The following is a 24,258-nucleotide window of genomic DNA, read 5'->3' as shown; positions in this document are numbered from 1 at the left end:
TCGGCTTCATCATAAATTCACTCGTGTTTCATCTTGTAATCTCGATTCACTCGGAGTGAATCAAAGCGATTGAATCCCTTTAACGGCAGTGATTTATCGCAATCCCCTCTTTTCTCTGGATAGCATAAACAAATATTGATATATTGGTCGATAACTAAAGCAGGCGATTTCCATTGGCTCAGGCAAAATCATGCTTTCTTTCTACGAAAACAACGGAATTTCTGGACGACGTGAATTTCTCCGCGTGGGAGGTCTGGCGTTAGGCGGCTTGACGCTGCCTGGCTTATTGTCAGCGAAAGCGCAGGCGGCCGGTTCGGGGAGACTGCTGAAAAATAAGTCAGTCATCTTTCTGTTTATGCACGGCGGCCCCAGCCAGATTGAAACTTTCGATCCCAAGATGGATGCGCCCGCAGGCATCCGCAGTGCCACAGGCGAAGTCACCACCAAAATTCCTGGGGTGACCTTTGGTGGCACGTTCCAAAAACTGGCACCACTGGCCGATCGGATGTCCGTCGTGCGTTCGTACCGTACAGGCGACAGTCGCCACGATATCAAACCGATTGTGCACAAGGACACGCTTGATGCGAATCTGGGCGCACTCTATTCGCGCGTGGTGGGTGCAAATCATCCTGAGAATGGCATGCCAACGAACGCCGTTCTATTCCCGCAGGCCATCGACGACAAAATGATGCCGGCCATTACGAAGTTTGGCAAGTTCGATTCGCACGGCTTGATGGGCAGTGCGTATGCACCGTTTGTGCCTGGTGCCGGCGGCGATATGCAGTCGAATATGTCATTGTCGATTCCCCAGAATCGGCTCGATGATCGTCGGCTGTTACTCTCGAAGCTCGATCGTGCTCGCTGGGCGGCGGATAAAAGCGAATCGTTCGCCGCGTCGTCGCATCTGCAGCAGCAGGCCTTTGATGTTATTCTGGGTGGCGTTTCGGAAGCCTTTGATTTATCAAAAGAAGATACCAACATTGTAGCGCGGTACGATACAGCGCCCCTCGTCAAGCCGGAACAGATCAGCACGCGCTGGAAAAACTACAAACGCTATATCGACAATGCACAGTCATTGGGGAAACTGTTGTTGATGGCCCGCCGCCTCTGCGAAGCTGGCTGTGGATTTGTGACGATCACGACGAACTTTGTGTGGGACATGCACGGCGACAAAAATAATGCCGGCGTTGAAGAGGGCATGGACTACATGGGCGTTCCCTTCGATCATGCGGTTTCAGCCTTTATGGAAGATGTACGAGACCGCGGACTCAGTGATGATATTCTGCTGGTCTGTTCGGGAGAGATGGGCCGCACACCGAAAATGAACACTCGCGGCGGCCGCGATCACTGGGGCAATTTATCGCCGTTGATGCTGACTGGCGGCGGCTTAAACATGGGACAGGTCATCGGCCAGTCCACTCGCCACGCCAGCGAACCACAGACCGAACCCATCGAACGCAAAGATCTGGTCACCAGCATCATGCACACGCTGTTCGATCTGGGCGAACTCCGCATCACCCGCGGCGTCCCCAGCGAACTCGTGCAGGTCGCCACCGCGGGTAACATCATTCCCGGCTTGTTCTAAGCGGTTTTCCATATCTGCGATGCATTCATAAAGCATTCTCAGTAACGCACTTTCCGCTGCGCGTCCCTTCGAGTTTTTCTCTTGTGAAATTAAACCTTGACTTACATACTATGTCACGCATAGTATGTGCTTAGCTGAGTCGAGCCAAGGGTTCAATCGATTGAAAGGAACTGCCATGCGAGTCGAACGGGAACTGATGCGCGGCGCCGGTCCGGTGGCTGTATTAAAGCTGCTGGAAGAGGGTGCCAAATACGGTTACGAACTAGTCGAAGCCCTGTCCGAACAGACGGGTGGCGTACTCGACATGGGACAGTCGACACTCTATCCCTTGCTCTATAATCTACAATCGCAGGGACTGATTCGACCAAGCTGGCAGGAATCCGACAGCGGCCGGAAACGCAAATATTATTCGTTGACCCCGAAAGGTAAAAAGCGGCTGGCAAGTGATACAGCCCAGTGGCAGGCGGTGGCAACCGCGATGCAGAGCCTGGGAATTCTGCCGGAGGCACTCCCCAAATTGAGAGGGGGTGAGGCATGAATACTCCCAAATCTGGCAATCAACGTTGGCGTAAAATACTACAGACTCCCATTTCAGATCTGCTTTGTGGTCGCATCACTGGCGCACAAACTCCGCTGGAGCGACAGGATACCGCGTCGTTACCCGACAGTGTTGTCGATGCCATTCGCGCGATCACGACGCGACTGAGCGGACGCCGTCGCTCAAAGACAGCGCAACAACTTGTGAAGTCTTGCAAAGGACTTCTGCTGGAAGGCTGTGCTGAAACACAACTGGTCGATCAACTCAGTGAACCAGAAAGCATTGCGGCACTCATTCAAGTGACGGGAAAAACAGACTGGATTCTGCAGACACCGCTACCCGCCCGCTTGTGGCCGACAGTCCATGCGCTCGTTGGTCAAAAGCGCGTTCGTAAAACTGCTGCGCGTCAGATGCTCAGTCGAGTTTGCCGCAGCCTGCAGTGGCAGCTGGAAGCAGGGCGGACTCCCGAAACATTGATACAGACCAACGGCGATGTGATCTCGCTGGGTGGATTGATGTATGAGACGCAATCATTGGCGCCGCTGTTGGATTTTAGTCTGCCTGAGAGTCTCGGTTCTGTCGTACTCGATGTCGTAAAACGGACGCGTCTCTGGCGAGGCGAGAAATTGGATACGGCCCGCGAACTCTGTGCGCATTTTGCCGATGGTTTGGAAAAAGGCGAAACGGAGGCAGCGCTGATCAAGTCGTTTGGTTCTCCCAAAACTGCGGCGCGACTGATCCGTCGCGCCTGTCTCAGGAACCGTCCCTTTGTGTGGCGCGCCTGGAGAAGAACGTGGCAGGCGGCGGCTACCATGCCTGCTGTTGTGCTGGTGCTATGGACGATTCTGACAATGCGATTCATGGTCGCACAACCGACTGTCAATTTCGATATCATTCAAGAAGTGGATGATCTGAGCCGCTCCATTCCAAAGCAGGACCGAGCGTGGCCCCTCTATCGTCAAGGTCTGACAAAGCTGACGCCGAAAGCAAGAGAAAATTTCTACGACATTCGGAAGGCATTGGACGAAGGCCCTGCGAGTGAGCACTGGCCTGAAGCAAAAACCTTTCTAACGAAACATTCAGACGCACTCGCGCTCTTTTTGGCAGCAACAAGCCGACCGAAACTGGGATTCATCAATCGAGATCCGGAAAACAGCCCCTGGTTGCAGAATCAACATCATGAAGCATCATATGTACTGAACTCTCCAGATCCGACGAAGACGAATATGTCAATTCTCTTACCGCAGATGCAGGACTTGGGGTTTCATGTGTTGCCAATGCTGACTGGTGCGACTCACCTGGCCGTGGAGCAGGGAGACAAAGATCGTTGTCTGCAACTTCAGCTTGCGCGTTTTGCGCTATTGAATCATTATAGCCAGGCCGGGCCCTATCCAATCTGTCAGATTGGTACGAATGGACTCACTGGGAGAATAGCGCAAGACATCGCAAAACGAGTGATAGAATCGCCTGAGTTTTTTGATGACCAACAGTTGGAGGCACTTTTTCAGAAGCTGCTTATGACACAGATAAAACAGCCTGATTTCAGGAGGGCTGATGAGCGGCTATTCATCGATGACTTCCTGCAGAAAATTTATACTGATGATGGAAATGGCAACGGACGATTTACCCCACGTGGTTTCCAGGTTCTACAAAATCTGGTGCATTTTTCGCCTGAAAGGCAGGCACTGTTCGAGTCGATTTTTGTGGTTCCCGCTGACCCCAGGAAACAAGAAACTCATGTGACAGAGACTGCGACGTTTGATGTGCTGTCCGCTCCCGTGGCGGCGATGATTGCAGACAGAAAAGAGATGCAGAATGAGCTGCTCTATTTGAATGAACTGGTGTGGAAAGCAAGAATCAATCTCAACGCTGATGATTTGTCAGCAAAGACTGCGTACCTTACTGAGTATCAGCGGTTAATGGATTCGCCGCATTTGCGACTGAAGTATCTTCCGGCATTAATCTTGATGCCGGATGAACTCCCCTCAGACTATTGGACTCACACAGGAAGGTATCAAGTCCAACGTGATGCAGCGCTGGTCCTGATCGCAGCCGAACGCTATCGAAGAGGGCATGGTCAGTTTCCTCAAACGATTGAAGAACTGGTTCCCAAGTACTTGCCTGATGTCCCCATCGATCACTACACCGGCAAGCCGCTTCAGTATTCTGTCAAAGACGGGCGACCGGTGATTGATTCCGTCGGGCTGAAGCCGGACGAAAATTGAATAAAGTGATCGCGTTCGCATAGTGGCGCTCAGAATGTGAAGTCGATCAGTCCTGTTCGATGATCTGGCGAACTTTGACGGCGAGTTCATTTCTTGAGAATGGCTTCTGCAGGAAAAAGATGTCATCATTGATCACGCCATGATCGGCGATGATATTGACCGTGTAGCCGGACATAAACAAGACTTTCAGGTTGGCTATGATGGCTTTCAGGTTGTGATATAAGTCTCTGCCATTCATTTCCGGCATCACGACATCGGTGACGAGCAGGTCAATCGTACCCTGAAATTCCTGGGCGATATGAATTGCTTCACGCGGGCTGCTTGCGACTAATACTTCGTAGCCAAGTGATTCCAGAATTTCTTTGCTGACCTTGGAAAGCATCGGTTCGTCATCAATCAGCAAGATGACTTCATCAATTCCATGGGGCGGCTGAGAAGTACGTCTGGTGGCTTTCGATTTTATGCCGGATTGTTGCCGTGGGATAAATAGCTGGAACGTAGAACCTGTACCGGGTTCGCTGTCGACGTGAATAAATCCGTTGTTTTGTTTAATGATGCCATATACGGTTGCCAGGCCCAGGCCGGTCCCTTTGCCGTTTTTTTTTGTCGTGAAGAAAGGTTCAAAAATATTGAGCAGCGTAGTTTCGTCCATTCCGGCTCCGGTATCACTCACGGCGAGCATGATATATTTTCCAGGAAGGTAACCCGGATGCGCGGCGCAGAACGCTTCATCAAATTCAATATTTTTCGTCTCAAGCGTAATTTTGCCGATCCCGGAAATGGCATCACTGGCATTAACACACAGGTTTGCCAAAATTTGGTCTACTTGTGACGGGTCCATCTTTACCAGACCCAGTCCCGCTCCCGGATGCCAGACGAATTCGATGTCTTCGCCGATCAGCCGTCGCAACATTTTAATCATGTCTTCGATGGTCTCGTTCAAGTCCAGCAACTTAGGAGCAATCACCTGTCGGCTGGCAAAGGCCAACAACTGTTGAGTGAGCTCGGCCGACCGCTCGGCCGCGTTGTGAATTTCCGTCAAATGTTCATAGAGAGGGTTCGTTGAGTCGATGTCCAGTAGCGTCAAGCTGACGTGGCCTAAAATGACATTCAGCATATTGTTGAAATCATGTGCCACTCCGCCGGCCAGTCGGCCGATCGATTCCATCTTCTGTGCTGCCGCAAACTGTTCCAGCAATTGTTTATTTTCTACCTCAAGTTCTTTTCGTTCTGTGATATCCTCGGTGAGAATCACAATACCGCCAATGGAGCCATTGGATTCATGCCATGGCTGGATCACCCAGTGTATCCATTGCACCGAACCATCATCGCGTACGAATTGTTCCTCGTCATGTAAGACGGCGCCGGCCAGCCCCTGTTGATGTGCGATTTTCCAGTGCTGGGGGATTTCGGGAAAGATATCATAATGCGATTTACCCAGCAGGCAGTCACTACTGATTTTGTAATCTTCGAGCCAGCGCCGACTCGTTGCCAGATAGCGCATATTACGATCAAACAGCGCGATGGCGACAGGCGCGTTTTCAATAAACAGCTGCAAATCTTCCTGGCTGAGTCCGAGTTTGGGCTGATTGGATTGCGTATAAATCATAAAGAGGGCACCGATGATGGCCCCTTTGTCATCTTGAATGGGCGATACATTTCCAGTGATGAGTTGCGCCGCACCATCGCGCGTCAGGAGCGAACTGTGGTTGCCGATGCTCACACAATCGCCTGTTTGCAGCACCAGCTCCAGCAGTGGTTTGAGATCCATGTCTGCCTGTTCGTTCGCCAGCCGTAAGACCTGAGACACTGGCTTGCCTTCCGATTCTGCCTGCTTCCAGCCTGTCAGTCGTTCGGCCGCCTTGTTGATTAAAATCACCTGGGCTCCGGCATCGACGGCTATGACCGCATCGACCATATTGAGCAGCGCAGCACGATTCCAATCCAGGTTATGGTGATTCATAAAACAATTCCATTTTATAACGAACCTTCTGCCAGATGAGGAAGTAAATTAGTGACGGTCCCCGATCTGCACTGTAGGTATGCATTCTAGGTATCTAGTGAAGCGGATTGTGAAGGGTATGCTGAAGTTAGTACGGCAGTACCAATGAAAACGCGAACTATCAATATAACGCGCAACTCCTGGTTCGAAAAATAAAAAAGAACGGTATTAGAAATAACAGACAGAATATCACGAAAAACACAGACTTGCCGGTCCAGCAGATTTAGAGAGAGTAACCAAAAATGGTGTCTCAAACTTCGATCAATTACTGTATGCGAAATTCATGCTGCATGGTAGCCGCCTTCGTACTGAGTTCTGTTAATCCGGTATCGGGGTGGATATATCGACCAGTATTTGCAGACGCTCCTAATGTGAAAACGATCATCAGGGAATGGGAAACGGCAGCGAATTCCGTGCGTTCACTTCACATTCGAATGGAAGGCGTCAATTCCCAACGTGCCTTCGAACTGGCGGGTGGTGTTCCCGTGGCGGGCGGCCAGCAAATGACCGACATGCCGCGAGAGATTGAATATTGGTTGCACGCCGCTGACAACCGGGAACGATATCATAAAATCTATATCGGCCCCTCTTCCGACGGCTTAATCCCTTTAGAGTTTACGGTTGTGAATACAAAACGGGAACAGCGGTTATTAAATCCTGGCGGAGTCGGGTTGAATCCGTACGACGAACTTAAAATCAAAGCGCCGGCTGGTGTGCGGGACTTTGAAATCAATGCACTGCGAATCCTTCTCAACAGAACAGGCTCCGGTGAGCCTTACTTTTCTCAATACGAGTTTGCTCTTCTGAAAGAGACGACACAGGAAATCAATGGCATCAAACATCAGGCCATCGAATGTCCTGAGAAACGCGGGGTCCGAATCTGGTTCCAGGCAGCCGCGCCGTTTCGCATCTCCCAAATCGAACTCGGACTGCGCGACCGCAAAGGCTTTGGACATACTGAGTATCGTTATGATTATCAAGATCCCCGACAGCAGCAAGACGTTCCTGATTTCCCAATACTGAAGGCGGTTGAGATCAGCGGCTATGATCCCTCTGGTAAACTTCGGCAACATTTACGGTCTACAATTGCCGAGTGGAATTTGAATCCGCAACTCAGCGATGAGCAGTTTCAAATCGAACCCGACACAGGCGCGATGATCGCCGATAACACGACCACTCCTGAAACGAACTATATCCGTCTCGCCGATGGCACGAACCGACGACTGGAACGCCACGAATTAAGTCGTGATGCATTTCTTCAACTTTCTGCTGATGCGAAGCGGAGTCCGATTAGAGCAGAAGTTCTCCTGGTAGAAGAAAAAATCCGAACAGCAGTGAAATCAAGTTACTGGCAACACATCGTTCTGGTGATTTTAGTCATGAGTCTCTTGCTGTACTTGTTTCTCTTCTGGCGTCGCCGTGCCAATCGATGTCAGCACTAGCAAACGACTCCTGCATCGTACTATTGCGTCCTCAGCGGTCCTGCATTACTATTGGACCACCATCCTTACCAATTATCAATATCTATAGAGGGGCTACGAACCATGATCACTGTCGGCATGAACTATCACGTACTCGAAGGCAAGCAGCAATCATTCGAAGACAAATTTGCCGCTGTAATCGAGGCACTTGAGGCCGCTGAAGGGCATGAAAATTCGAACTTGTGGAAAGACGTCAGCGACGACGCCTCGTATATGATCACCAGCGAATGGTCCGACGAGCAGGCATTTAAAGACTTCATCCAGAGCGACGCCTTCCGCGACGTGACCAACTGGGGCAAAGAGCAGATCCTCTCCGACCGACCCCGGCACAAGATTTACAAGCACTAAATTGAAGACGGTCTAAAAGCCCCATCAGTTGATGGGGCTTTTTTCAGGCAACTTTCGCCGAAATTCATCTTGAAACAGCCCGATCTTGTCGAAAGGAATCGGTTCGAAAGATGCTTTCTGTTTCAGCAAAGTTGTATCCTGCTGTAAGGTCAGCTTGCCGTTTGATTCTTGTACGATGCCCAGTGGAATCGGTTTGCCTGACGTACCTGCCAGATTGGAAAATCCTTTCAGATCCTTGGTCATGGCGACTCCGCTGGAAGCGCCACTCGTATTCACGGCAAGGTTGTTCTCGATCTCGAATTTATCCAGCAGCTCTTTGACATGGCCGCCGAAGTTACAGACTTGTTGCGTGCAGTTCACAAACACATTCCGCTGGATCGGGTTATACAACGGCTCCCGCGGCGAGTCGGTCATGATCTTTGCCAGATGGGGGTAGCGCGTGCTCCAGGGGGGATTCTTATAATTCATCTTTTCCGCTTTGGCTTCCAGATTCCAGCCAGCAGACTGGGGGTTGTTCCACTGTTTCCAGGTCATGCCTCGTGAATCGATATGCAGACCAATCGCACAGTCGATCACCAGGTTATTGAGAATCGGATTATCGCGGCCCCCGCCGATCATGATCGCCCGCCCCGAGCGATAGAACACGTTTCCTTCCACCGTGTCGCCGCTGTCACAGTCGTCCAGGTAGACGCCCATTGTATTCACATGCGTGGCATCGCCGCCGCCCAGATTGTGGATGAAGTTGTGACGCAAAATATTCCCCTGACTGGTCCAGTCACGTCCGGCATAAAACGCACCAGAGTCGCCGGTCTCCATCACGACGCGATAGATTTCGTTTCGCTCAAACCGATTTTCGTTCCCGCCATACAAAATCGCATTATGCGGCGCGTCATGAATACAGTTGTTTTCCACAATCTGACCGCAGCCATGCACGCCAATGCCCGGTGCATACGTGCGCTGAAACAGACCATAATCGTGAATGTGATTATTAATCGCACGGTTGTTGGCGGGGATCAGCTGTTTGCGATCGCCGCCCGAGAGTGAGATGCCCCTGGTTCCCAGATGATACAGGTCACAGCTGCGGATGGTATTATTTTGACCGGTCACAGAAATTCCGCTGCTTCCTAGATTCGCGACGACACAGCCGACCACTTCGACCTGTTCTGTATTACGCAGGTCAATACCCATGCCATGACTATATTCGATGTTCAGCCCCTCAAACCGCATGTGATGGGCACCGTTAATTTTTAATAACGGATCAGTCAGCCGAGCCAGTACAATGGTCGCGCCGTCCAGTTTCTTTGCGGGATAAAAATAGAGCTGCATCTGCTTTCGATCCAGATACCATTCGCCCGGCGAATCCAGTTCTTCTAGCGCGTTGAGCGCGAAGAAACGTCGCTCTTTGGACCCCCAAGTGCCTCCCATGATGCCGTAAGTGTGAGGCGCTGCCAACTTGATCACGTTCTGTTTCGGATCGTAATCGGCGACTCGAATCACCTCATCGCTCCAGTCGTGCGTCCAGTATCCCAAGAGCCAGACCCCATCTTCCAATTTCCAGCGGGCCGGTCGCGGATCATCGAATACAAACGAACCGGGGTGCAGTTTGTGTTTTGCCGGGTCTTTCGCTTTCGAATCAGGCAGGCCTTTGTCGATGACTTTGATAAACGTCGCCCAGCCTGCATTCTTTGCATTCACGTTCGGCCAGCGGGCCAAAGTCATCGGCGCTCCGTCCATGTACAACCAGGGACCGACGGGCACCCCCCGATAAGAGGGCTTGAACTCCGCAAAGGCACCACGCGACACAGGCGTCAGGTTATAGACACGCACATGGTTTCGTGCAGATTCTGGTATCCGTTTTAAAATCGTTTCATCGCTCACAGTCTGAAATAACGCAGGGTCAAGTGTCACACCCCCCTGAATGCGAACTTTGCCGGGTTGAGTGGCCCGATAGACAACAGGTGCGTCTTTTGTGCCGCCATCGTTCTTTTCAAATGTCAGAGACTTTTGAAATTCATACACGCCGGGTTCAATATGCACGGTGACCGCGTCACCCGGTTTCGCCTGCCCATTATTACGTGCTTCACGAATCAGATCGCGCGCCTGCGGAATCAACCGCAGCGGCTTTTCCTTGCTGCCGTCCCCGTTCAGAGGGGCATCGGCTCTGACATAGAGATTCAGCTCCGCCTCGCTACGATATGTCATACTGAGAACAAGCAGACCAGCCAGAATGATGGGAAACGTTTTCATAAGTGTTACCTGAATTCCAGTCAAAGTAAAAATTTAATTGAGCTTGGAATATAGGTAGACAGACTCTCAACGTCAAACTACTTTCCTTTGCGGATTTCACTGTGAACTTGGTCCAGAACATGCCGATGAAACAGATGACCGAAACCGGCTTTTTCCAAGCGGTATATGAGTTCATTCTTGGCACAGGCCAGTTTCTCAGCACAGGCGTCGAGAGACCAGTTGCTGTCTGCCAGTTGCATCAACAGGTAGGCACGTCGGCACTGTGCCGCAGACAGACGATACGATTTCAAATACTCCAGCGTCCCGTTTTTTCTCACAATGGCTTCGCCGATATGGTTTTCTGCTTTCGGGTTCAGTTCCGTCATAAAACGCTGCAGATGAAATGGTCCCATGCGGTAAACCATCTCGTTCCGAACCGGACAGCCTAGCAGATTATTTGACATCAGCGAATGCAGTTTCGACCAGTCAGACCGCACGCGCGCGACTTCGTTACGCAGGTCTTTCAACGACTGAACGTTGCGGGCATCGATTGCATCCGGATGAAGTCGATTCTCTTCTGCGTACAGCCCGTAGAAATAGAGTAATTCACCATACTCATCGGTCAACAGCGTCTCATGCAACGCACGATAATCATCGGGGTGAGGCACGATGAATGCCGAGGCCAGCGCGTCGCCGACAAAGACCAGTGAACCCACCTGGTTTGTATGAATTTCGAACACGCGCAGTGCATCTTCCAACCCTTTGAGCCAGCGACCCGGGATCGAGGTTTCACAGCGCGGACTCAATCCATCGCGGATCGCTTCCCGAGAGTACTCTTCCCAAATAATCTGGGGGCCACCAAAATGCAGAGAGAGAAAACCTTCCAGGGAAACATCCATCGGCAAAAACCGCAGGCGGTTCCGATTTTCACGGGCGCGCATTTTTTTCATGACGCGTGCCGTCATAAAACCCAAGTCGTGAGCTTTACCATCACTGGTTTTCGTCGATTTATTGGATCGGATCTGCGTACCGTAGGCGACCGCCGGCGAACCATCGTCCGACCAGTCTGCGATAAAGGCATGCGGGATGTAAGAATAATACGCCGTTTTATTGTCGATTTGGACAGCGGCGATGTCTTCATAATAGGGACGTTTCGTCAGACGCAGATCTTCGCGCAGCTGTTTGCGCAGCACGGGTACCAGCCGCACGCCTCCCAGCACCTGAGACGGTGCGAGTGTCAGGCCTTTGAGAGAAATCGTCTCCAGACAGTCTGTTGCTTTTGATTTGTTATGTTCCATCTGAGTGAAGCATTCTATTGACACGAAATGCCAGATACTCTTCGAGTTCATCCAGCGTTGCAGCCCCGGCGGTAAATTTGGCAAAACCTAGCATGGTGGGTATGTCTTCCGCATCGCGCAGGCCGACTGTCGGGATCGTTGCTCCCAAACGACGGGGTGCGTAATGATCGGCATCGAATACCGGATTCATGTGTACGATCTCCGGCGTCTCTGCTTTCCCAATCGCGTTTCGGTACACGCAGGCAACCTGATCGACGAGTTGAGGCGGATCGTTTTCGTATCCGTCAGACACAATCACAATCAAATCCGGCTGCCATTCCAGTGCATCGAGCAGCGGTTCCGCGAGGGCCGTCTGACCTGCTGCATGCGTCAGAATTTCAAACGATTGGTCTTCCCATGCGGGTGTCCAGAAAGCCCGATATTCGGTGGCCGCACTGCGCAGCAGATAACTGGCGGCCAATGAGACAGCCAGAGGCCGATTGCGTTTTTCACGGCTCCCCGCTGCAGAACGACTGCGGTCAAGAATCGTTGCTACGCGACCCAGCGACAGCGGCGCGCGAGTCAACGTTTTCTCGGCAGCAGATTCCAGAGCAGCCTGCAGTTCATCGGCTCGCTGCACACGTTCACTCTGCTTTAAAGAGAGTATATACAGAGCCAGCTTCGTCAGGCCAGCACGACTCAGATCGAACTCGATCTGGGCACCTTTTGTCCGCGCAGCAGTTGCCTGAAAACGCAGTTTCTCCGTGGCTGTCATTTTCGGTTCGATTTTATTCAGGAACACATCACGGGGGACTTTGTGTTTTTGAGCAAGTGATTCTGCCACGGTAAACGGTAACTCATAAATGGCGGCCGCACTGTATTGTGCCTGGCGATACTGGTTAAGTAACGGCATCGTGTACGGCTTTTGATTGGACCGATCAAACAGGAAACGTCCGACTTCCTCATTTAGACGAGAATGGACGTGCGTCGCAGCGGCCCGATATTTGTTGCGATATTTAATTGCGTCAAATTCGGGGTCACGCCGCCAGTTTAGATAGGCTTTAATCACGGCCCGTGTCCGTCGGTTGTTCACACGATTTTTCTGCAGACGCGCAAACAGAGCGTAAACTCGGTTGGCGGGCAACCCGTGCAGCGCAACAGCAATCAACGCACCTTCTTCAGTACGCTGTTTGAGATCAGCGGGCGCACCAGCCTGGAGTAGGTTGAAAATGATCTGCAACTGGTTGAAATGATTGATGCCCGCTGCCAGCGTCCGTGAATAAAGCAGCCGATAGTTAATTAGGACGTATTGATGCAGAAACTCAATCGATACAGACATTCTGTATTGGTCCGTGTAAAACTCATTCTGACGCGTGGCTGCGAAACAGGCGTTGATAAACATCACCAGGTCTTCCCGCTCGCACTGTTCGCGCAGTTGCTCTCGTTCCGTAGACGTTGATTGAAATTTCCCGTCTGTCACAACAACATTTTCCAGATAAAGAAAAAAGTCCGTTCGGGGAATAAACGCAGTGACGGGCTGTTAAGCTTCAAAAACTCATGCGGAAGTCACTCCAAAGTCCCACGAACGGATGTATGAGTATCCCGCACCAACGCGGGAGATACAAGCTTAGATTATATGACAGTTAAGAGAGAAACAAAGTTCGCCAAATTCTAACAGGCAGTTGACAGCCCGCTTCAGTCTGGTACGATTTTTCTTATACCCACTGCTTGAGCATCCCCATAAAAGGAACCCACCCGATGAGAATCTCAAAGCCCTTTCGTCTGCTGTTGTCGGTCTGCTTCATGATGTCTGCTTCTAGTGCGATGAGTAGTGAAGTAACGGCCGCCGATGCTCCGAAACAGGGGACAGCAAAACAGGTGGACCTGGGTAGTGACGTCTCTCTGGAAGTCGTTTACATTCCGTCGGGCAAATTCAAAATGGGCAGCACGCCAGAAGAGAAAGCCTGGGCGACCGGCATTGAAGGGGGCGCGACGCCGGGCACCGTGCGGGAATCGTACGAAGGGGAGCAGCCGCGGCCGATGCAGGTCAAGGATGGGTTCTGGATGGGCCGCACGGAAGTCAGCGTGGGGCAGTTTAAACGTTTCATCGAGGAATCCGGTTATGTGACTGACGCTGAAAAACCGGACGGCGAGACACAAGTCTTTGATCCCGAATGGAAGATCACCGCCAAAGCGCCGCCGCATCCCTGGATCTCTGTGAAAGACAAAAGCTGGCGCGATCCGAATTTCGGGTTCCCGCTGCGAAACAGTTATCCAGTCGTCTGTGTGAGCTGGAATGACGGTCGCGCGTTTTGCAAATGGCTCACGGAACGCGAACGCAAAGCAGGCCGACTGCCGAAGGGGCTGGAATATCGCCTGCCGACCGAAGCCGAGTGGGCCTATGCCTGTCGGGGTGGTAGTAGCGAGAGCCATTACTTCTGGTGGGGCAATGATCTGCGCGACGGCGAAGGCCGCTTGAACATTTCCGCTGTCGACTTTCTGCCCGGCCGCAACAAAATCTGGCCACTGGCGAATGCACCGTGGAGCGACGGCTTCGCCTTTGTTTCGCCAGTCAATCAGTACGGAGAAAAAGGTCGCAACAGTTTCGGACTGGCCGACATGTGCGGCGGCGTCTGGGAGATTGTCCTTGATGACTTCGATCCCCAAGGGGGACACGAAGAACTGTATGTCGTCAAGCAGAACCCGCGTCCCGTCTGTCGCGGCGGTAACTACTTCGATGTTCCGGGCAACGCCCGCTGCGCCGTGCGGTTAGGTCTTCAGGGGCCCGGTTATTCCGATTCCCGTGACGGCTTTCGGATCTGCCTGGGTGTGCCCCGCCGGTAAAGGTTGTTTCCGTCGGTGAGTGACGAATTGAATTACTGAGCGTTCCGATCTCACCACAGACCTCGTGTGTTTTCTCAAGAAATCGTCTTGGAAATTGAATTCACCCCACCGGTAGAGCATAATGAAATGCATGCTCCCCATTTGAGACCTTCCCAAACTTCCTTTGAACAGGACTGCTCTGATGAACTTACTGCGAAACCCGTTGATGAAAACTGCTTTCTCTCTACTCATTCTGACAACGTTCTTTTTGTGGCAGCCTTTGCTGGCGCAAGCCGAGCATGAGGGAAAAGTTCAGATTCTCTTACTGGGGGACAGCACGGCGGAAGGCAGTATTCCCCGACGACTCAAGCCGGAAGGCCCGCATCTGGAAAAAGTTCTCGAACAACTCCTGGCGGCGGAAGGGGATCTGCCGGCCTGTCATGTGGTCAATTCCAGTCTGAGTGGCGAATATATTCGGCGGCTGTTCGATTCGGGTCGCTATGATCGCGATGCCGCCAAGCTCCCGGGGCTGGATTATATCTTCATCCGTTACGGCTTGAACGACCGGGCGCGGCGGGAGAACTTCACCGAAAACTTCCCGAAAGACTTTCACGAATTACTCGCACGATTGCGCAAAGATCATCCCAACGCCGTACTGGTTCCGATGACCGTGATCCCTTTTGCCAATGAAGAGGACAGCAAGAAAATTAACGACCTGGTGTTCCAGGTTGCCAAAGAAGAAAACCTGGAAGTGTTTGACATCTATCCGCGTTATGCCGCCGAACTGAAGAAGGGACATAACATGCTCAACTATCGTCGATATCCGCTGGCGAAAGTACCTGAAAAATATCACGCGCTGGTCAAGCCGTTCGTCTCAGGCGATCGGGTGGTAGTGATGGCCAACGAACTCGATCCGATTCTGGGAGACCTGCCGGGCTGGTACGGCGATCGACATCCAAATCTCGCAGGCTACAATGTAATCGCCGACGAAACTGCGAAGTACCTTGCGACAAAACTGCGAAAACAAAAGACGGCTGAATAATAGAACTTTGTGTGACGAACCGGGAGGCAGATATCGAAAGTGGAAATCTTTTATCATCCCCGTTTCGTATTGTTTTCCCAGCTGAAAACGTCGCCCTCGGGCAGTTCTTGAACACCCGAAAGCCGCAGCATATAGAGCACCTGGGCGCGGTGGTGCATGCTGTGGGTGATGATGTGGGCGAGGGCGGTGCCGAAGGTTTTTTCGCGGGGTGGATCGTCGAGGTGGTCGGTCCAGAGATGGTCCCAGCCATTTTCTGCCTGGACTTTGACGGCGATGGACTGCAGTCGGTTTTCGGCGACGGATAAGCGTCCGCGCATGCCCTGAATCGTTTGATCTGTTTGTCGTTCAATGGGATCGCCGGCCATGAGTGCCGACCAGATTTCCATGTTGCTGATGATATGGTTCAGCGTCGCGCGGAGCGTGCGGTGGCCGATATCGAATTGTTGATCGAGTTGTTCGTCTGTGAGCGTGGCGCAGATCTCGAGCAGTTGGCGTGTGGTCCAGGCATCGTGACCTAATAATCGATCAAGTAAGTCCATGGTGATGTTGGTTTCTATTAAATCGGTTCGTCAAAGGCTTTCGCAATGGAACTGGCGAGTTGTTCCAGCGAATAAAATTTCGTCGCGACGTCGCGGATGTGGGCGACAGTGGCGGATTTGATGAACATCATTTTGGCTAAATGACGCGAATCACTTTGCGTGCTTTCCACCCGATGCTTGCGGCGTTTGACATAAAGCGACAGGGCGTGTTCCAGAAACTGGTTGTTCGTACGCGAAAGTTCATCGGCGAGGACGGCCGCGGACTCCATCGCCATCGAAGCGCCGATGCCCGCGGTGGGCAGGAAGCCGGCGGCGGCATCGCCCAGCAACACCACGCGGCCGCGAGCCCATTCTTTCGAACGGACGTCGGAGAGTTTCCAGAAGAACAGGTCTTTGCTGTCGTCGGGCAGAGCAGACAGGCAGATGTCAACGAGTTCTCCCATGCCGGAGAACTGTTCGCGGATGCGTTTTTGTCGTCCTGGTCCCGGCTCTGCAAATGCGCCGTCGATGGGTGCGCCGGCGTAGACGCCTGCGCCGTTGATTGTGGGATAGATGCCGAAGAAGCGGCCTGCACCCCAGTGTTCGACGAAGGTCTCTTTCGGAACCGCATTCACGTCGACCCACCAGACCCAGCCGCCCCAGTTCGTGTGGTAGTAGGGCTGTTCGCCGAAGGCGAGGCTGCGAACTTTCGAATGCAGTCCGTCTGCACCGACGACAAGGTCGAAGGTTTCATTTGAGCCATCGCTGAAGGTGACGTCGACTGCTTCTCCCCTCTGGTTGATCGCTTCGATGGCGGTATTAAAGCGGATGTCGGCGTCTCCGAGTGCGGTTTGCAGCAGTTTGATCAGTTGTGGCCGCGTGCAGCTCAGGTTGGGACCAAAGCGGTCGGCGATGGGCTGCATTGACCAGTTCTTAACGAGCGTGCCGTGATTGTCACGAACTTCGTAATGTTTGCATTCGATGGACGTGGCGGCGAACTGTTCATAGAGACCCAGGCCATGCAAGACCCGATAGCCGAGCGGCCAGAGGCCCAGCATGTAACCAGCGTGGTCAAAGTTGGCCGCTCGTTCGATGAGTGTCGCCTGCATGCCTCGCTGTTTGAGTAAAGCGGCGAGCGTCATGCCCCCAATGCCGGCACCAACGATCAGAATGCGCATGATCCTTTTCTCCGTAAAAGGGGATGTGTTTTATCCGTTCGACTTACTGTAGCAAATAGGAGTGACTTAATGCGAGGTGAAAGGCGAAAACAATCTGCGCGGTTTATTTTTTCTACCACGAAAGGCACGAAAAACACGAAATGAAAGCAGAGTCCAAAGCGGCGTGAGGACACGAGAACTATTTTTGCAGTGTCAGCGTGCCGAGATCCACGGGGGCTGCTGTATCATTTATTTTACTGGCAGGTACGGAGATCTGAACCTCTTTTAATTTACCGGCAAGATTTTTAGAGTGCCACATCTTTAACACATAGTCTCCTGCAGGGACATCGTCGATATGAAACGAACCATCGATGTCAATGCTGACCGTGAAGTACGTGTTTTCTGACTGCAGTTGTAGATACGCTTCATACGCAATTCGCCAGGCATTGTACCGTTCGGGATCTTCGAAATCCTGTTTTGTCGTCAACGGGGCCGGTGGTGGCGGAAGAGCGCCTTCGAGTGTGAGCAACTCCATATTCCAGAAGACCTTTCCGGAATAACTGGCAGGCGGCGCCAGTTTGCCGATGATGCGCCGCCCCGTGCCTCCGAGTTCGAGTGTGGTGGTTTTATCAGGGAAACAATCTACCTTCGTTCTGCGTGACGATGTGACCTCGCTCGTCCCTTCATTAACCATGAATGTGATCTCACGCCCCACACGGCATTTGCCGGGAAAGACGCGGTCAAAAACGAAATGCCCGTTTTCATCGGTTGTGACTTCATTGCCAGTGAAGATGTGCGGCCCCTCGTCGTTGAATGTATTGATGCCGTTGTAAAATAGTGTCAGTCTAACATGGGGGGCGACCTGCTTCCCCACGCGGAATGTTCCTTCAAGTCGTGCCCAGGGAGTCAGTTCCACGGGATTGGGAATCGGGCTTTCGTCGGACTTAAGGTGCGCGAATCCGGCGGAATGCAGGATGACCAATTGAAACGGATCATTTCGTGGTGGGATATGAAAATAGCCGGCCGCATCGCTCTTGAGCCGCGTGGCATATGTCTGACTGTTACCGAACTTGCCTTCCTTGATACTAATTTGCGAACCTGTGACACCGACGACAATTTCAGCATCCGCGGCGGGCTCGCCTGTCGCGGTCAGAATCGTTGCAGCAATGTCTTTGGCAGGTGCGAGTGAAAAGTCGAAGTGCACATTTTCCTCGTCTGGCTTGAAAGCACGTGAGGTCGTGACTTCATAGCCGTCTGCTTCGATGCGTACGAAATTCGCTGGCTTATCGCGTGTCACACGAAGTTGATATTTACCATCAAGCGACTCGAAGCTGTCTGACGTGTTCCAGGACATGCGGGGCTGAGGAATGTTAGTCTGATAACCGGGTGTGACGTGGAATATTTTGATGGGCTGCTTCGTCTTTGCGTCCACGACGCTTCCCGATATGACCAAGGCTTTAGGTGGTTTGAACACATATTCTGCTTCGCGGGCCAGCAGTGTCTGATAGGTGAGTTGCATACCGCCAGGACGGCAGATGTCGGCCTGGAATTTATCCAGTGGCGCTTCGTTCCATTCCCAGACGCCGTTTTCGTCTGCGTATGGATGAACGGTGTCAAACTCAAAAGAGTCGATGTTGCCCCGCCACTGCTGGAAGAAAATCCGTGCTTTAGGGATGCCGTTTCCGTTTTTATCGACGACGCGCACGCGAATCTTTCCTCCTGGCTTGAGGACAAAATCAACGGGGGTCATCTCGGGGGCGACGCGGACTTCCTGCATTTCCAGAGCCCGGCCTTTGGCGGAAACCACAACGCGAGTCATGCGGGATTCGCATCCGGGGATGAGATAGACGCCCAGTTCGTCTGTGGTTGCTTTGCGAATGTCGTTCATGAATTTTGTTCTGACCAGAGCGCCAGAGATCGGTTTACCTTGCTCGTCGGTCACACTGCCGGTGATGATGAGTCCCCGGTTGAGAACAATACGGGCGGTGGGGGGGGGATTTTCTTTGACTTCAAATTTGCTGCGCGAGACGCGGTCTCTCCAGGGGCTATAATCAGGATGATTCACGGCGATCTGAACTTCCGGTTTTGACGCAGGAACATGTTGATAACGCCATTGACCTTTTGCATCGGTGGTGATTTTTGTGCCGGCACCTAGTTGACTGGTATCGCCGGGGCGTTTTTGAAAATTGACGCTGGGTGAAACCTTGGCGCCGGCGATTGGTTTCCCTGCTCCGTCAACGATGATGCCTCCAACCGTCCAGGCGGTCTCAAGCTGAGCCGTAAATTCGTCCGGGATGGTTTCCGGATGCTCGCTGGAATTCCAGCCGGCCCAGTAGGGGGCATAGCCGGGTTGTTTAATGCTGAGATTAAATCGCATGGGATGAGCGGGGATTGTCAGTTGGAGCACGCCTTTCTCGTCGGTTTTTACGAAGGGGCCATAGGTGCTCTTGCGGACGTATTCGCCGCGATGAATCTGTTCGGCGGTGACAGCGGGGCTGGTGCGGGCTTCAATTAAAGCGTGCGGCACCGGTTTGTCAGCGGGGCCGACGACGTTGAGTTGAAATGTGCGTGAACCATCTTTTTCTTTTGATGGGTTGCTGGTGGAATGTGGAGTTTTCTGAAGGGGCGTTTTTTTCTCTGGAGCTTCTTTTTTTGTTACTGTTTGTGCTGTGGAAGTTGATACGAGCGAGACCAGCGGCAGCGCTAATGCCAGGGCCAGCAGTACGAATACGCCGGTTCGTGAGACACGTAACGGTTCGCGCAGTGGTTCACCAAACAAACGGGCCACGCGGCGGCGCATTTCGGAGGGTGACTTTCCACTGGCAGCAAGGGACGCCAGATCGCTGCTGGATGCCGTTGTTCGTTTTGCCAGTTCCGCGACACGTAGCAGTGTTGTTGCATATTGCACACGCGATTCGAACGCTGACGTAGAATTGGAAGCGGGTTGCACCCGGCACGTCATTTCATCACAACAGTACTCGCGGAGCGTGCTGATGCGGCGGCTGAGATACCACAGGGCCGGATTGAAAAACAGGACCGCTTCGGCAAAACGCTGCAGTAGATTGACCCACATATCGTAACGGCGGACGTGGGCCAGCTCGTGTGCGAGAATCAGTTCGAGTTCCTCTATTGAGAGTCCGCTGATGGCCGAGGTGGGCAACAGGATTATCGGTCGTACAATGCCGACTACTTTGGGCACGACGATCTGTTCTGCGCGGGCCAGGGCAGGCACGACGTTCATCGACCATTGCTGCGCCAGAGATCGCAGCGTTTCAACAAGAGGACCTTCAGTGACTAAGACGGCGTGCGCACCAAGTCGGTTGGCACGGATGCTGGCGACGATCAGTCGCGTGAGCATCAGAACAACCCCTACGGCGTAGAAGGCCATAATCCAAGGTGCCAGCCACAACCACTGTGATGGCGGACTGACGGTTAGGGGAGTCACTATCGGAGCGCTGGCGGCTTTGGTTGACTGGGTTTGAGTGTTTCGTTGTCTCTGTGGATCACTGGACCGGGTTTTCCGTGAAGCAACCAGTTCTGTTTTGATGGGAGTGTTTGAGCTTAAAATGGGCAGTGGTTCGACCACTTTTGTGCGTGTTGCCGCCTGGTTGGTGGCGTTGATTCCCGGTTTGGTAACGTCCAGCAGTTGATACGTAATCGGGATGGCGACGATCGCCGTCACGAGAGCGGCGACATTCAGAAGATAACGCCGTTCAACGGAGGCGTTGCGCCAAAATCGGTCAATGCACCATACAACCAGCGCCAGCAGTGAGACCTGCCAGATTGAGTGTATGAGTGTCAGGCAAAGGCGCCCGCTGAATTCCGGGTCAATGAGTGCGTGCCAGTTCATTGCTTTTGCTCCTTTGCCTTGCGGGTGATCAGCTTGCGGATTTCGGCGAGTTCGTCCTGATCCAGGTCGACCGTTTCGAGCAGGTTGAGTACCAGATCAGAGGAGGAACCATCGAATACGCGGGTGAGCACGTCTCCCATGATGCCGCCCGCCACCGTTTTTTTCATCAGCTTCGGGGAAAACAAAAACGACTTGCCTTCCTTCTTCCGAGACACAAAACCCTTACGGTGCATAATGTTGAGCATGGTGATCACAGAGCTGTGGGTCAGGGGGCGGTTTGCCTTGGTTTCGAGCCGCGCTCTGACTTCGCGAACGGGCAACGGCGCGTCATCCCACAATATTTTGAGGAGTTCGAGTTCCAGCTCGGTAGGGTGTTCGGATCCCGGACGTGCCATGGAAGCGGTTCCTTATGATCAGAAAAGGGACAGTTGCCAGATCGGCGATATCTTTTAATTCTTTAAAAGATCGTAGTGAGAGATATGTGGTCTGTCAAGAGGATCATTTAATTCTTTAAAAGATTGTTCTGGCCAAGCGGTGACATCACCTTTTCCTGCGGATTCAGCAACCGCACAGGTGGCGGCTGAGATGGGCGAACGTACCAAGATCGAAAACGTGTATTGTTTTAACGTTGGTTGTGGTGACGGTGCATTGGCTTATGAACTGGAGAACTGCGCAGTTGCAGCTATCTGAATAAATCCTGGTTCGCGTTGGAAACACAGACCACGAAGTAACCGGGACGCATTTGATCCTCTCAGCGGCCAGTTGATAGCATTAATGTTAATGGCAGGCGGCTAAGAGTCGTTGTGCGGTGGCATAGAACCAGAGGCCGACGTCTTTGCTGACGAGATTGGCGATTTCGTCGAGATTACGAATTTGCTTTTTGCCGTGCCGCGTTTTGTTGATTTGTTTGAGTTCGGTCGCGACCTGGATCAGCGGAAACCAGGCTGTCTGATAGAAGTCCATGAGTTTGAATCGCCACCAGGAGCGGTAGAATTCAGCAGTCGCCAGGTCCGCAGCCAGGTCACTTACGATAAATACAATCCCATTCAAGATTAATAAGCAGCCGATGATGAGCAAGGAACCTGAAATGGATTCCCCTTTGAAAATCAGACAAAGCAGGGCAATCATTGCTGAAATGACGAAGATCAACGCGAATGAAAGCCACGGGATTTGAACCGCCATTCTGTATTCTGCTCCCGCTCCCTTTTCAAACACCTGGTCGACCAGTTGGCGGGTACGTTGTTCCAGATCTTCCTGATCGAAGCGAGTGAATTCCGAATCGATCCTAGTAAAGACGTCGTCCGCGATTGTATCCCACAGTCCCAGAATCGCTTCAATTCCCCCTGAAGAAATGTCGAATTCCTCCAGCAATTCCTCCCGCTGTGCAACCAGCGAATGCTGACATTCCAGAAAGCTTCGGTCGGCGTCCTGTTCATTGAGCGTACAATAATCAACAATGGTCCGGTCGATCATGGCTCGTAGTGGGCCGCCCGATACGAATTCGTTACGCTGCTCCTGATAGCCTTTGATGACGTACAGAAACTCATATTCCTGTTCCAGCCAGAACGGCATCCGGTCGATGTGTTCTTCAATCTGCGCAAAGGTGTTTTTGATCCAGGTTTTACCGGCTTTCCAGAGCGCCGCCTTCAGAATATGGATGTAAAATACCAGCAGATGATCGACTTGATGATCCAGCAGATTCATTTCACAAGACTCAAGCGTGCGCATAAAAACGGCGAACGGCTTTTCTCGGAGCAGTCGATCCCAGGCGGCTTCGGTCAGATAATAGTATCGATCTGATCGAATCACGCGCGAGGTTGCTTCTAATAATTCTTCGATCCCATCGATGGACCGGCTGGAGACAAAGAACTGGTGTAACAATTCGAAGAGCGCTGGTTCTTCCGGATGTGCCTTCAGTCCTTCCAGCAGCCATTGGGGAAAGGAATATTCGGCTTCCAGTAGCAGGTCAGAGAGCACAGCGAGGGCATAAAAATCGTAGGGTGTTTTCAGCGGTTTGGATTTCAGCTCTGTATAGAGGTCCTGCAGTGACTCCTGTTTCAGCCGCTCTCGAAGGGACAGTGGTTCGACGGGGGGCGTCGGTTTTGCGCCGGTGCTTTCGGAATCGTCATTGAACACCGGTGTCTCGAATGCCTGCTGCTCCGAAGTCGGGTTTTCCTTTGGCGTTTCCAGGTCACTCCATTCAAACTGCAGCCCGGATGTCAGTGTTTCGGAGTGTGGGGTTTCTCCATAGCGCAACGCATCATTGAGCCGTTCATAGGCGGCTCGGATTCGCTGGAATTCTTCCGGAAACTTTTCCGGTTTGAACTTACGAATTAGCGCGTTGTAGCTGCGTTTCAGATCGCGGACATCATACTCGCCCGAGAGCGAGAAAAACTGTTCGGGCTGATCGGGCAGCAGGTGCCATTGTGGCTCAGTCGGATCACTCATCAATGGCTCCCGAATGAGATATCGAAAGCACTAAACACGTAGATCAGGCTGAGCAGAATCGTGATGCCTAAGGTGGACGCGATTAAAAAATAGAGGATTTTGATTGTACGACGGATCGATTTTCCCTGCTTTGTGGTCCGGGCTATCTGGTTCAACCAATATGTTTCCAGTTGGTATAATTCCGGAAATTCCCGCTGAATGATACTGGCAGCGCGATCATAGTCTTCCGGGCCCACGAAATCAAAGTCGGCTGATTCCCGGCGTGATGCCTCGAGCAGCGTCGTGCGCAGTTCGTCTGCCGTTCCCGGTGGTGCGACAACCAGAGAGCAAAATGGCTCATAAAATTCATCAAAGCAGGCATGGTGCTGTTTGAGCCTCTGAAAGGAATCTTTGAGTTCCGCAATCATTCTCAGACGGCTTAACCCCAAAGCGAGGTCTGGAAACTCCGTAACATCGATTTGTTCCAGTTGCTGTAAGAGCATTGGCTGTTTCAGTGACCAGAACACGTTTCTGAGTGATTGGATTTGCTGGACGGCCTGTTCCCGCCGTTCAAAGTGATCAGAGTGTGTATCGAATATTTGTGCAGAATGTGCCTGAGGGTGCAGGAACGCGTGGCGCTGCGCAAGAATCTCTGTCGACTGCTCCAGCGGATTCAGATCCAGGATTCGATCAACGTATTCCGTTTCGGGAGAATTTGTCATGGTTGTCGTATCTGAATGTCGGTCAGGACAGAGCATT

Annotated in this window: 17 protein-coding genes; 7 read left to right on the top strand and 10 right to left on the bottom strand. The window is 52.3% G+C overall.

Features of this window, described 5'->3' with window-relative positions; translation table 11 throughout:
* Positions 1-190 precede the first annotated feature (190 nt).
* The 3 genes from AAC022_RS11655 (at position 191) to AAC022_RS11645 (ending at position 4,348) form a co-directional block, all read left to right on the top strand.
* Positions 191-1,585, top strand: a complete 1,395-nt coding sequence (locus AAC022_RS11655; RefSeq protein WP_339731078.1) for a DUF1501 domain-containing protein — start codon at positions 191-193, stop codon at positions 1,583-1,585.
* Positions 1,586-1,760: 175 nt separating this feature from the next.
* Positions 1,761-2,123 (top strand): helix-turn-helix transcriptional regulator, encoded by a 363-nt coding sequence (locus AAC022_RS11650; RefSeq protein ID WP_339731077.1) that lies wholly within the window; start codon positions 1,761-1,763, stop codon positions 2,121-2,123.
* A complete protein-coding gene (locus AAC022_RS11645) occupies positions 2,120-4,348 on the top strand; it encodes a hypothetical protein (RefSeq protein WP_339731076.1) in 2,229 nt (742 codons plus the stop codon). The genes AAC022_RS11650 and AAC022_RS11645 overlap by 4 nt, the downstream gene beginning before the upstream one ends.
* Positions 4,349-4,394: 46 nt before the next feature.
* Here the strand turns inward: AAC022_RS11645 and AAC022_RS11640 are convergent, their stop codons facing one another.
* The gene (locus AAC022_RS11640) at positions 4,395-6,311 is read right to left on the bottom strand and encodes a PAS domain S-box protein (protein ID WP_339731075.1); all 1,917 of its coding nucleotides are present in this window, start codon (positions 6,309-6,311) and stop codon (positions 4,395-4,397) included.
* A gap of 410 nt (positions 6,312-6,721) precedes the next feature.
* On the opposite strand from AAC022_RS11640, the gene AAC022_RS11635 reads away from it, so the two are divergent.
* Together AAC022_RS11635 and AAC022_RS11630 are read left to right on the top strand one after the other, a co-directional pair.
* A complete protein-coding gene (locus AAC022_RS11635; RefSeq protein WP_339731073.1) occupies positions 6,722-7,792 on the top strand; it encodes a hypothetical protein in 1,071 nt (356 codons plus the stop codon).
* Positions 7,793-7,894: 102 nt separating this feature from the next.
* The gene (locus tag AAC022_RS11630; protein WP_339731071.1) at positions 7,895-8,179 is read left to right on the top strand and encodes an antibiotic biosynthesis monooxygenase; all 285 of its coding nucleotides are present in this window, start codon (positions 7,895-7,897) and stop codon (positions 8,177-8,179) included.
* A 24-nt stretch (positions 8,180-8,203) separates the two neighbouring features.
* Here AAC022_RS11630 and AAC022_RS11625 read toward each other — a convergent pair whose 3' ends face one another.
* The 3 genes from AAC022_RS11625 to AAC022_RS11615 form a co-directional block, all read right to left on the bottom strand.
* Positions 8,204-10,426, bottom strand: coding sequence for a right-handed parallel beta-helix repeat-containing protein (locus AAC022_RS11625; RefSeq protein ID WP_339731070.1), 2,223 nt, complete (start codon positions 10,424-10,426; stop codon positions 8,204-8,206).
* A 77-nt stretch (positions 10,427-10,503) separates the two neighbouring features.
* Positions 10,504-11,703 (bottom strand): hypothetical protein, encoded by a 1,200-nt coding sequence (locus AAC022_RS11620; protein WP_339731069.1) that lies wholly within the window; start codon positions 11,701-11,703, stop codon positions 10,504-10,506.
* Positions 11,693-13,162, bottom strand: a complete 1,470-nt coding sequence (locus tag AAC022_RS11615) for a hypothetical protein (protein ID WP_339731067.1) — start codon at positions 13,160-13,162, stop codon at positions 11,693-11,695. The genes AAC022_RS11620 and AAC022_RS11615 overlap by 11 nt, the downstream gene beginning before the upstream one ends.
* A gap of 278 nt (positions 13,163-13,440) precedes the next feature.
* Between AAC022_RS11615 and AAC022_RS11610 the strand changes: the two genes are divergently transcribed.
* Both AAC022_RS11610 and AAC022_RS11605 read left to right on the top strand, forming a co-directional pair.
* Positions 13,441-14,526 (top strand): SUMF1/EgtB/PvdO family nonheme iron enzyme, encoded by a 1,086-nt coding sequence (locus AAC022_RS11610; RefSeq protein WP_339731066.1) that lies wholly within the window; start codon positions 13,441-13,443, stop codon positions 14,524-14,526.
* A gap of 181 nt (positions 14,527-14,707) precedes the next feature.
* A complete protein-coding gene (locus tag AAC022_RS11605) occupies positions 14,708-15,547 on the top strand; it encodes an SGNH/GDSL hydrolase family protein (protein WP_339731065.1) in 840 nt (279 codons plus the stop codon).
* A gap of 53 nt (positions 15,548-15,600) precedes the next feature.
* On the opposite strand, the gene AAC022_RS11600 is transcribed toward AAC022_RS11605, so the two are convergent.
* The 6 genes from AAC022_RS11600 to AAC022_RS11575 all read right to left on the bottom strand — a co-directional run bounded on the left by AAC022_RS11600 (position 15,601) and on the right by AAC022_RS11575 (position 24,221).
* Positions 15,601-16,086 (bottom strand): DinB family protein, encoded by a 486-nt coding sequence (locus AAC022_RS11600; RefSeq protein ID WP_339731062.1) that lies wholly within the window; start codon positions 16,084-16,086, stop codon positions 15,601-15,603.
* Positions 16,087-16,103: 17 nt separating this feature from the next.
* Complete coding sequence (locus AAC022_RS11595) at positions 16,104-17,243, bottom strand: FAD-dependent monooxygenase (RefSeq protein WP_339731061.1); 1,140 nt, start codon at positions 17,241-17,243, stop codon at positions 16,104-16,106.
* Positions 17,244-17,421: 178 nt separating this feature from the next.
* Positions 17,422-21,072, bottom strand: a complete 3,651-nt coding sequence (locus tag AAC022_RS11590; protein WP_339731059.1) for a carboxypeptidase regulatory-like domain-containing protein — start codon at positions 21,070-21,072, stop codon at positions 17,422-17,424.
* Entirely contained in the window at positions 21,069-21,467 is a 399-nt protein-coding gene (locus AAC022_RS11585; RefSeq protein WP_339731056.1) for a BlaI/MecI/CopY family transcriptional regulator, read from the bottom strand. The genes AAC022_RS11590 and AAC022_RS11585 overlap by 4 nt, the downstream gene beginning before the upstream one ends.
* 382 nt (positions 21,468-21,849) lie before the next feature.
* Positions 21,850-23,520, bottom strand: coding sequence for a J domain-containing protein (locus AAC022_RS11580; protein WP_339731055.1), 1,671 nt, complete (start codon positions 23,518-23,520; stop codon positions 21,850-21,852).
* Positions 23,520-24,221, bottom strand: coding sequence for a hypothetical protein (locus tag AAC022_RS11575; protein ID WP_339731054.1), 702 nt, complete (start codon positions 24,219-24,221; stop codon positions 23,520-23,522). Before AAC022_RS11575 ends, AAC022_RS11580 begins: the two co-directional genes overlap by 1 nt.
* Between the last annotated feature and the right edge of the window lie 37 nt (positions 24,222-24,258).

Source organism: uncultured Gimesia sp., assembly GCF_963976445.1.
GTDB lineage: Bacteria > Planctomycetota > Planctomycetia > Planctomycetales > Planctomycetaceae > Gimesia.
This window is presented reverse-complemented; position numbering and strand designations above follow the sequence as displayed.

What these genes read in the sequence shown, in the direction of transcription:
- AAC022_RS11655 (WP_339731078.1), top strand. Translation starts at nt 191, where the DNA reads ATGCTTTCTTTCTACGAAAACAACGGAATTTCTGGACGACGTGAATTT.
- AAC022_RS11650 (WP_339731077.1), top strand. Translation starts at nt 1,761, where the DNA reads ATGCGAGTCGAACGGGAACTGATGCGCGGCGCCGGTCCGGTGGCTGTA.
- AAC022_RS11645 (WP_339731076.1), top strand. Translation starts at nt 2,120, where the DNA reads ATGAATACTCCCAAATCTGGCAATCAACGTTGGCGTAAAATACTACAG.
- AAC022_RS11640 (WP_339731075.1), bottom strand. Translation starts at nt 6,311, where the DNA reads ATGAATCACCATAACCTGGATTGGAATCGTGCTGCGCTGCTCAATATG.
- AAC022_RS11630 (WP_339731071.1), top strand. Translation starts at nt 7,895, where the DNA reads ATGATCACTGTCGGCATGAACTATCACGTACTCGAAGGCAAGCAGCAA.
- AAC022_RS11625 (WP_339731070.1), bottom strand. Translation starts at nt 10,426, where the DNA reads ATGAAAACGTTTCCCATCATTCTGGCTGGTCTGCTTGTTCTCAGTATG.
- AAC022_RS11620 (WP_339731069.1), bottom strand. Translation starts at nt 11,703, where the DNA reads ATGGAACATAACAAATCAAAAGCAACAGACTGTCTGGAGACGATTTCT.
- AAC022_RS11610 (WP_339731066.1), top strand. Translation starts at nt 13,441, where the DNA reads ATGAGAATCTCAAAGCCCTTTCGTCTGCTGTTGTCGGTCTGCTTCATG.
- AAC022_RS11605 (WP_339731065.1), top strand. Translation starts at nt 14,708, where the DNA reads ATGAACTTACTGCGAAACCCGTTGATGAAAACTGCTTTCTCTCTACTC.
- AAC022_RS11600 (WP_339731062.1), bottom strand. Translation starts at nt 16,086, where the DNA reads ATGGACTTACTTGATCGATTATTAGGTCACGATGCCTGGACCACACGC.
- AAC022_RS11595 (WP_339731061.1), bottom strand. Translation starts at nt 17,243, where the DNA reads ATGCGCATTCTGATCGTTGGTGCCGGCATTGGGGGCATGACGCTCGCC.
- AAC022_RS11590 (WP_339731059.1), bottom strand. Translation starts at nt 21,072, where the DNA reads ATGAACTGGCACGCACTCATTGACCCGGAATTCAGCGGGCGCCTTTGC.
- AAC022_RS11585 (WP_339731056.1), bottom strand. Translation starts at nt 21,467, where the DNA reads ATGGCACGTCCGGGATCCGAACACCCTACCGAGCTGGAACTCGAACTC.
- AAC022_RS11580 (WP_339731055.1), bottom strand. Translation starts at nt 23,520, where the DNA reads ATGAGTGATCCGACTGAGCCACAATGGCACCTGCTGCCCGATCAGCCC.
- AAC022_RS11575 (WP_339731054.1), bottom strand. Translation starts at nt 24,221, where the DNA reads ATGACAAATTCTCCCGAAACGGAATACGTTGATCGAATCCTGGATCTG.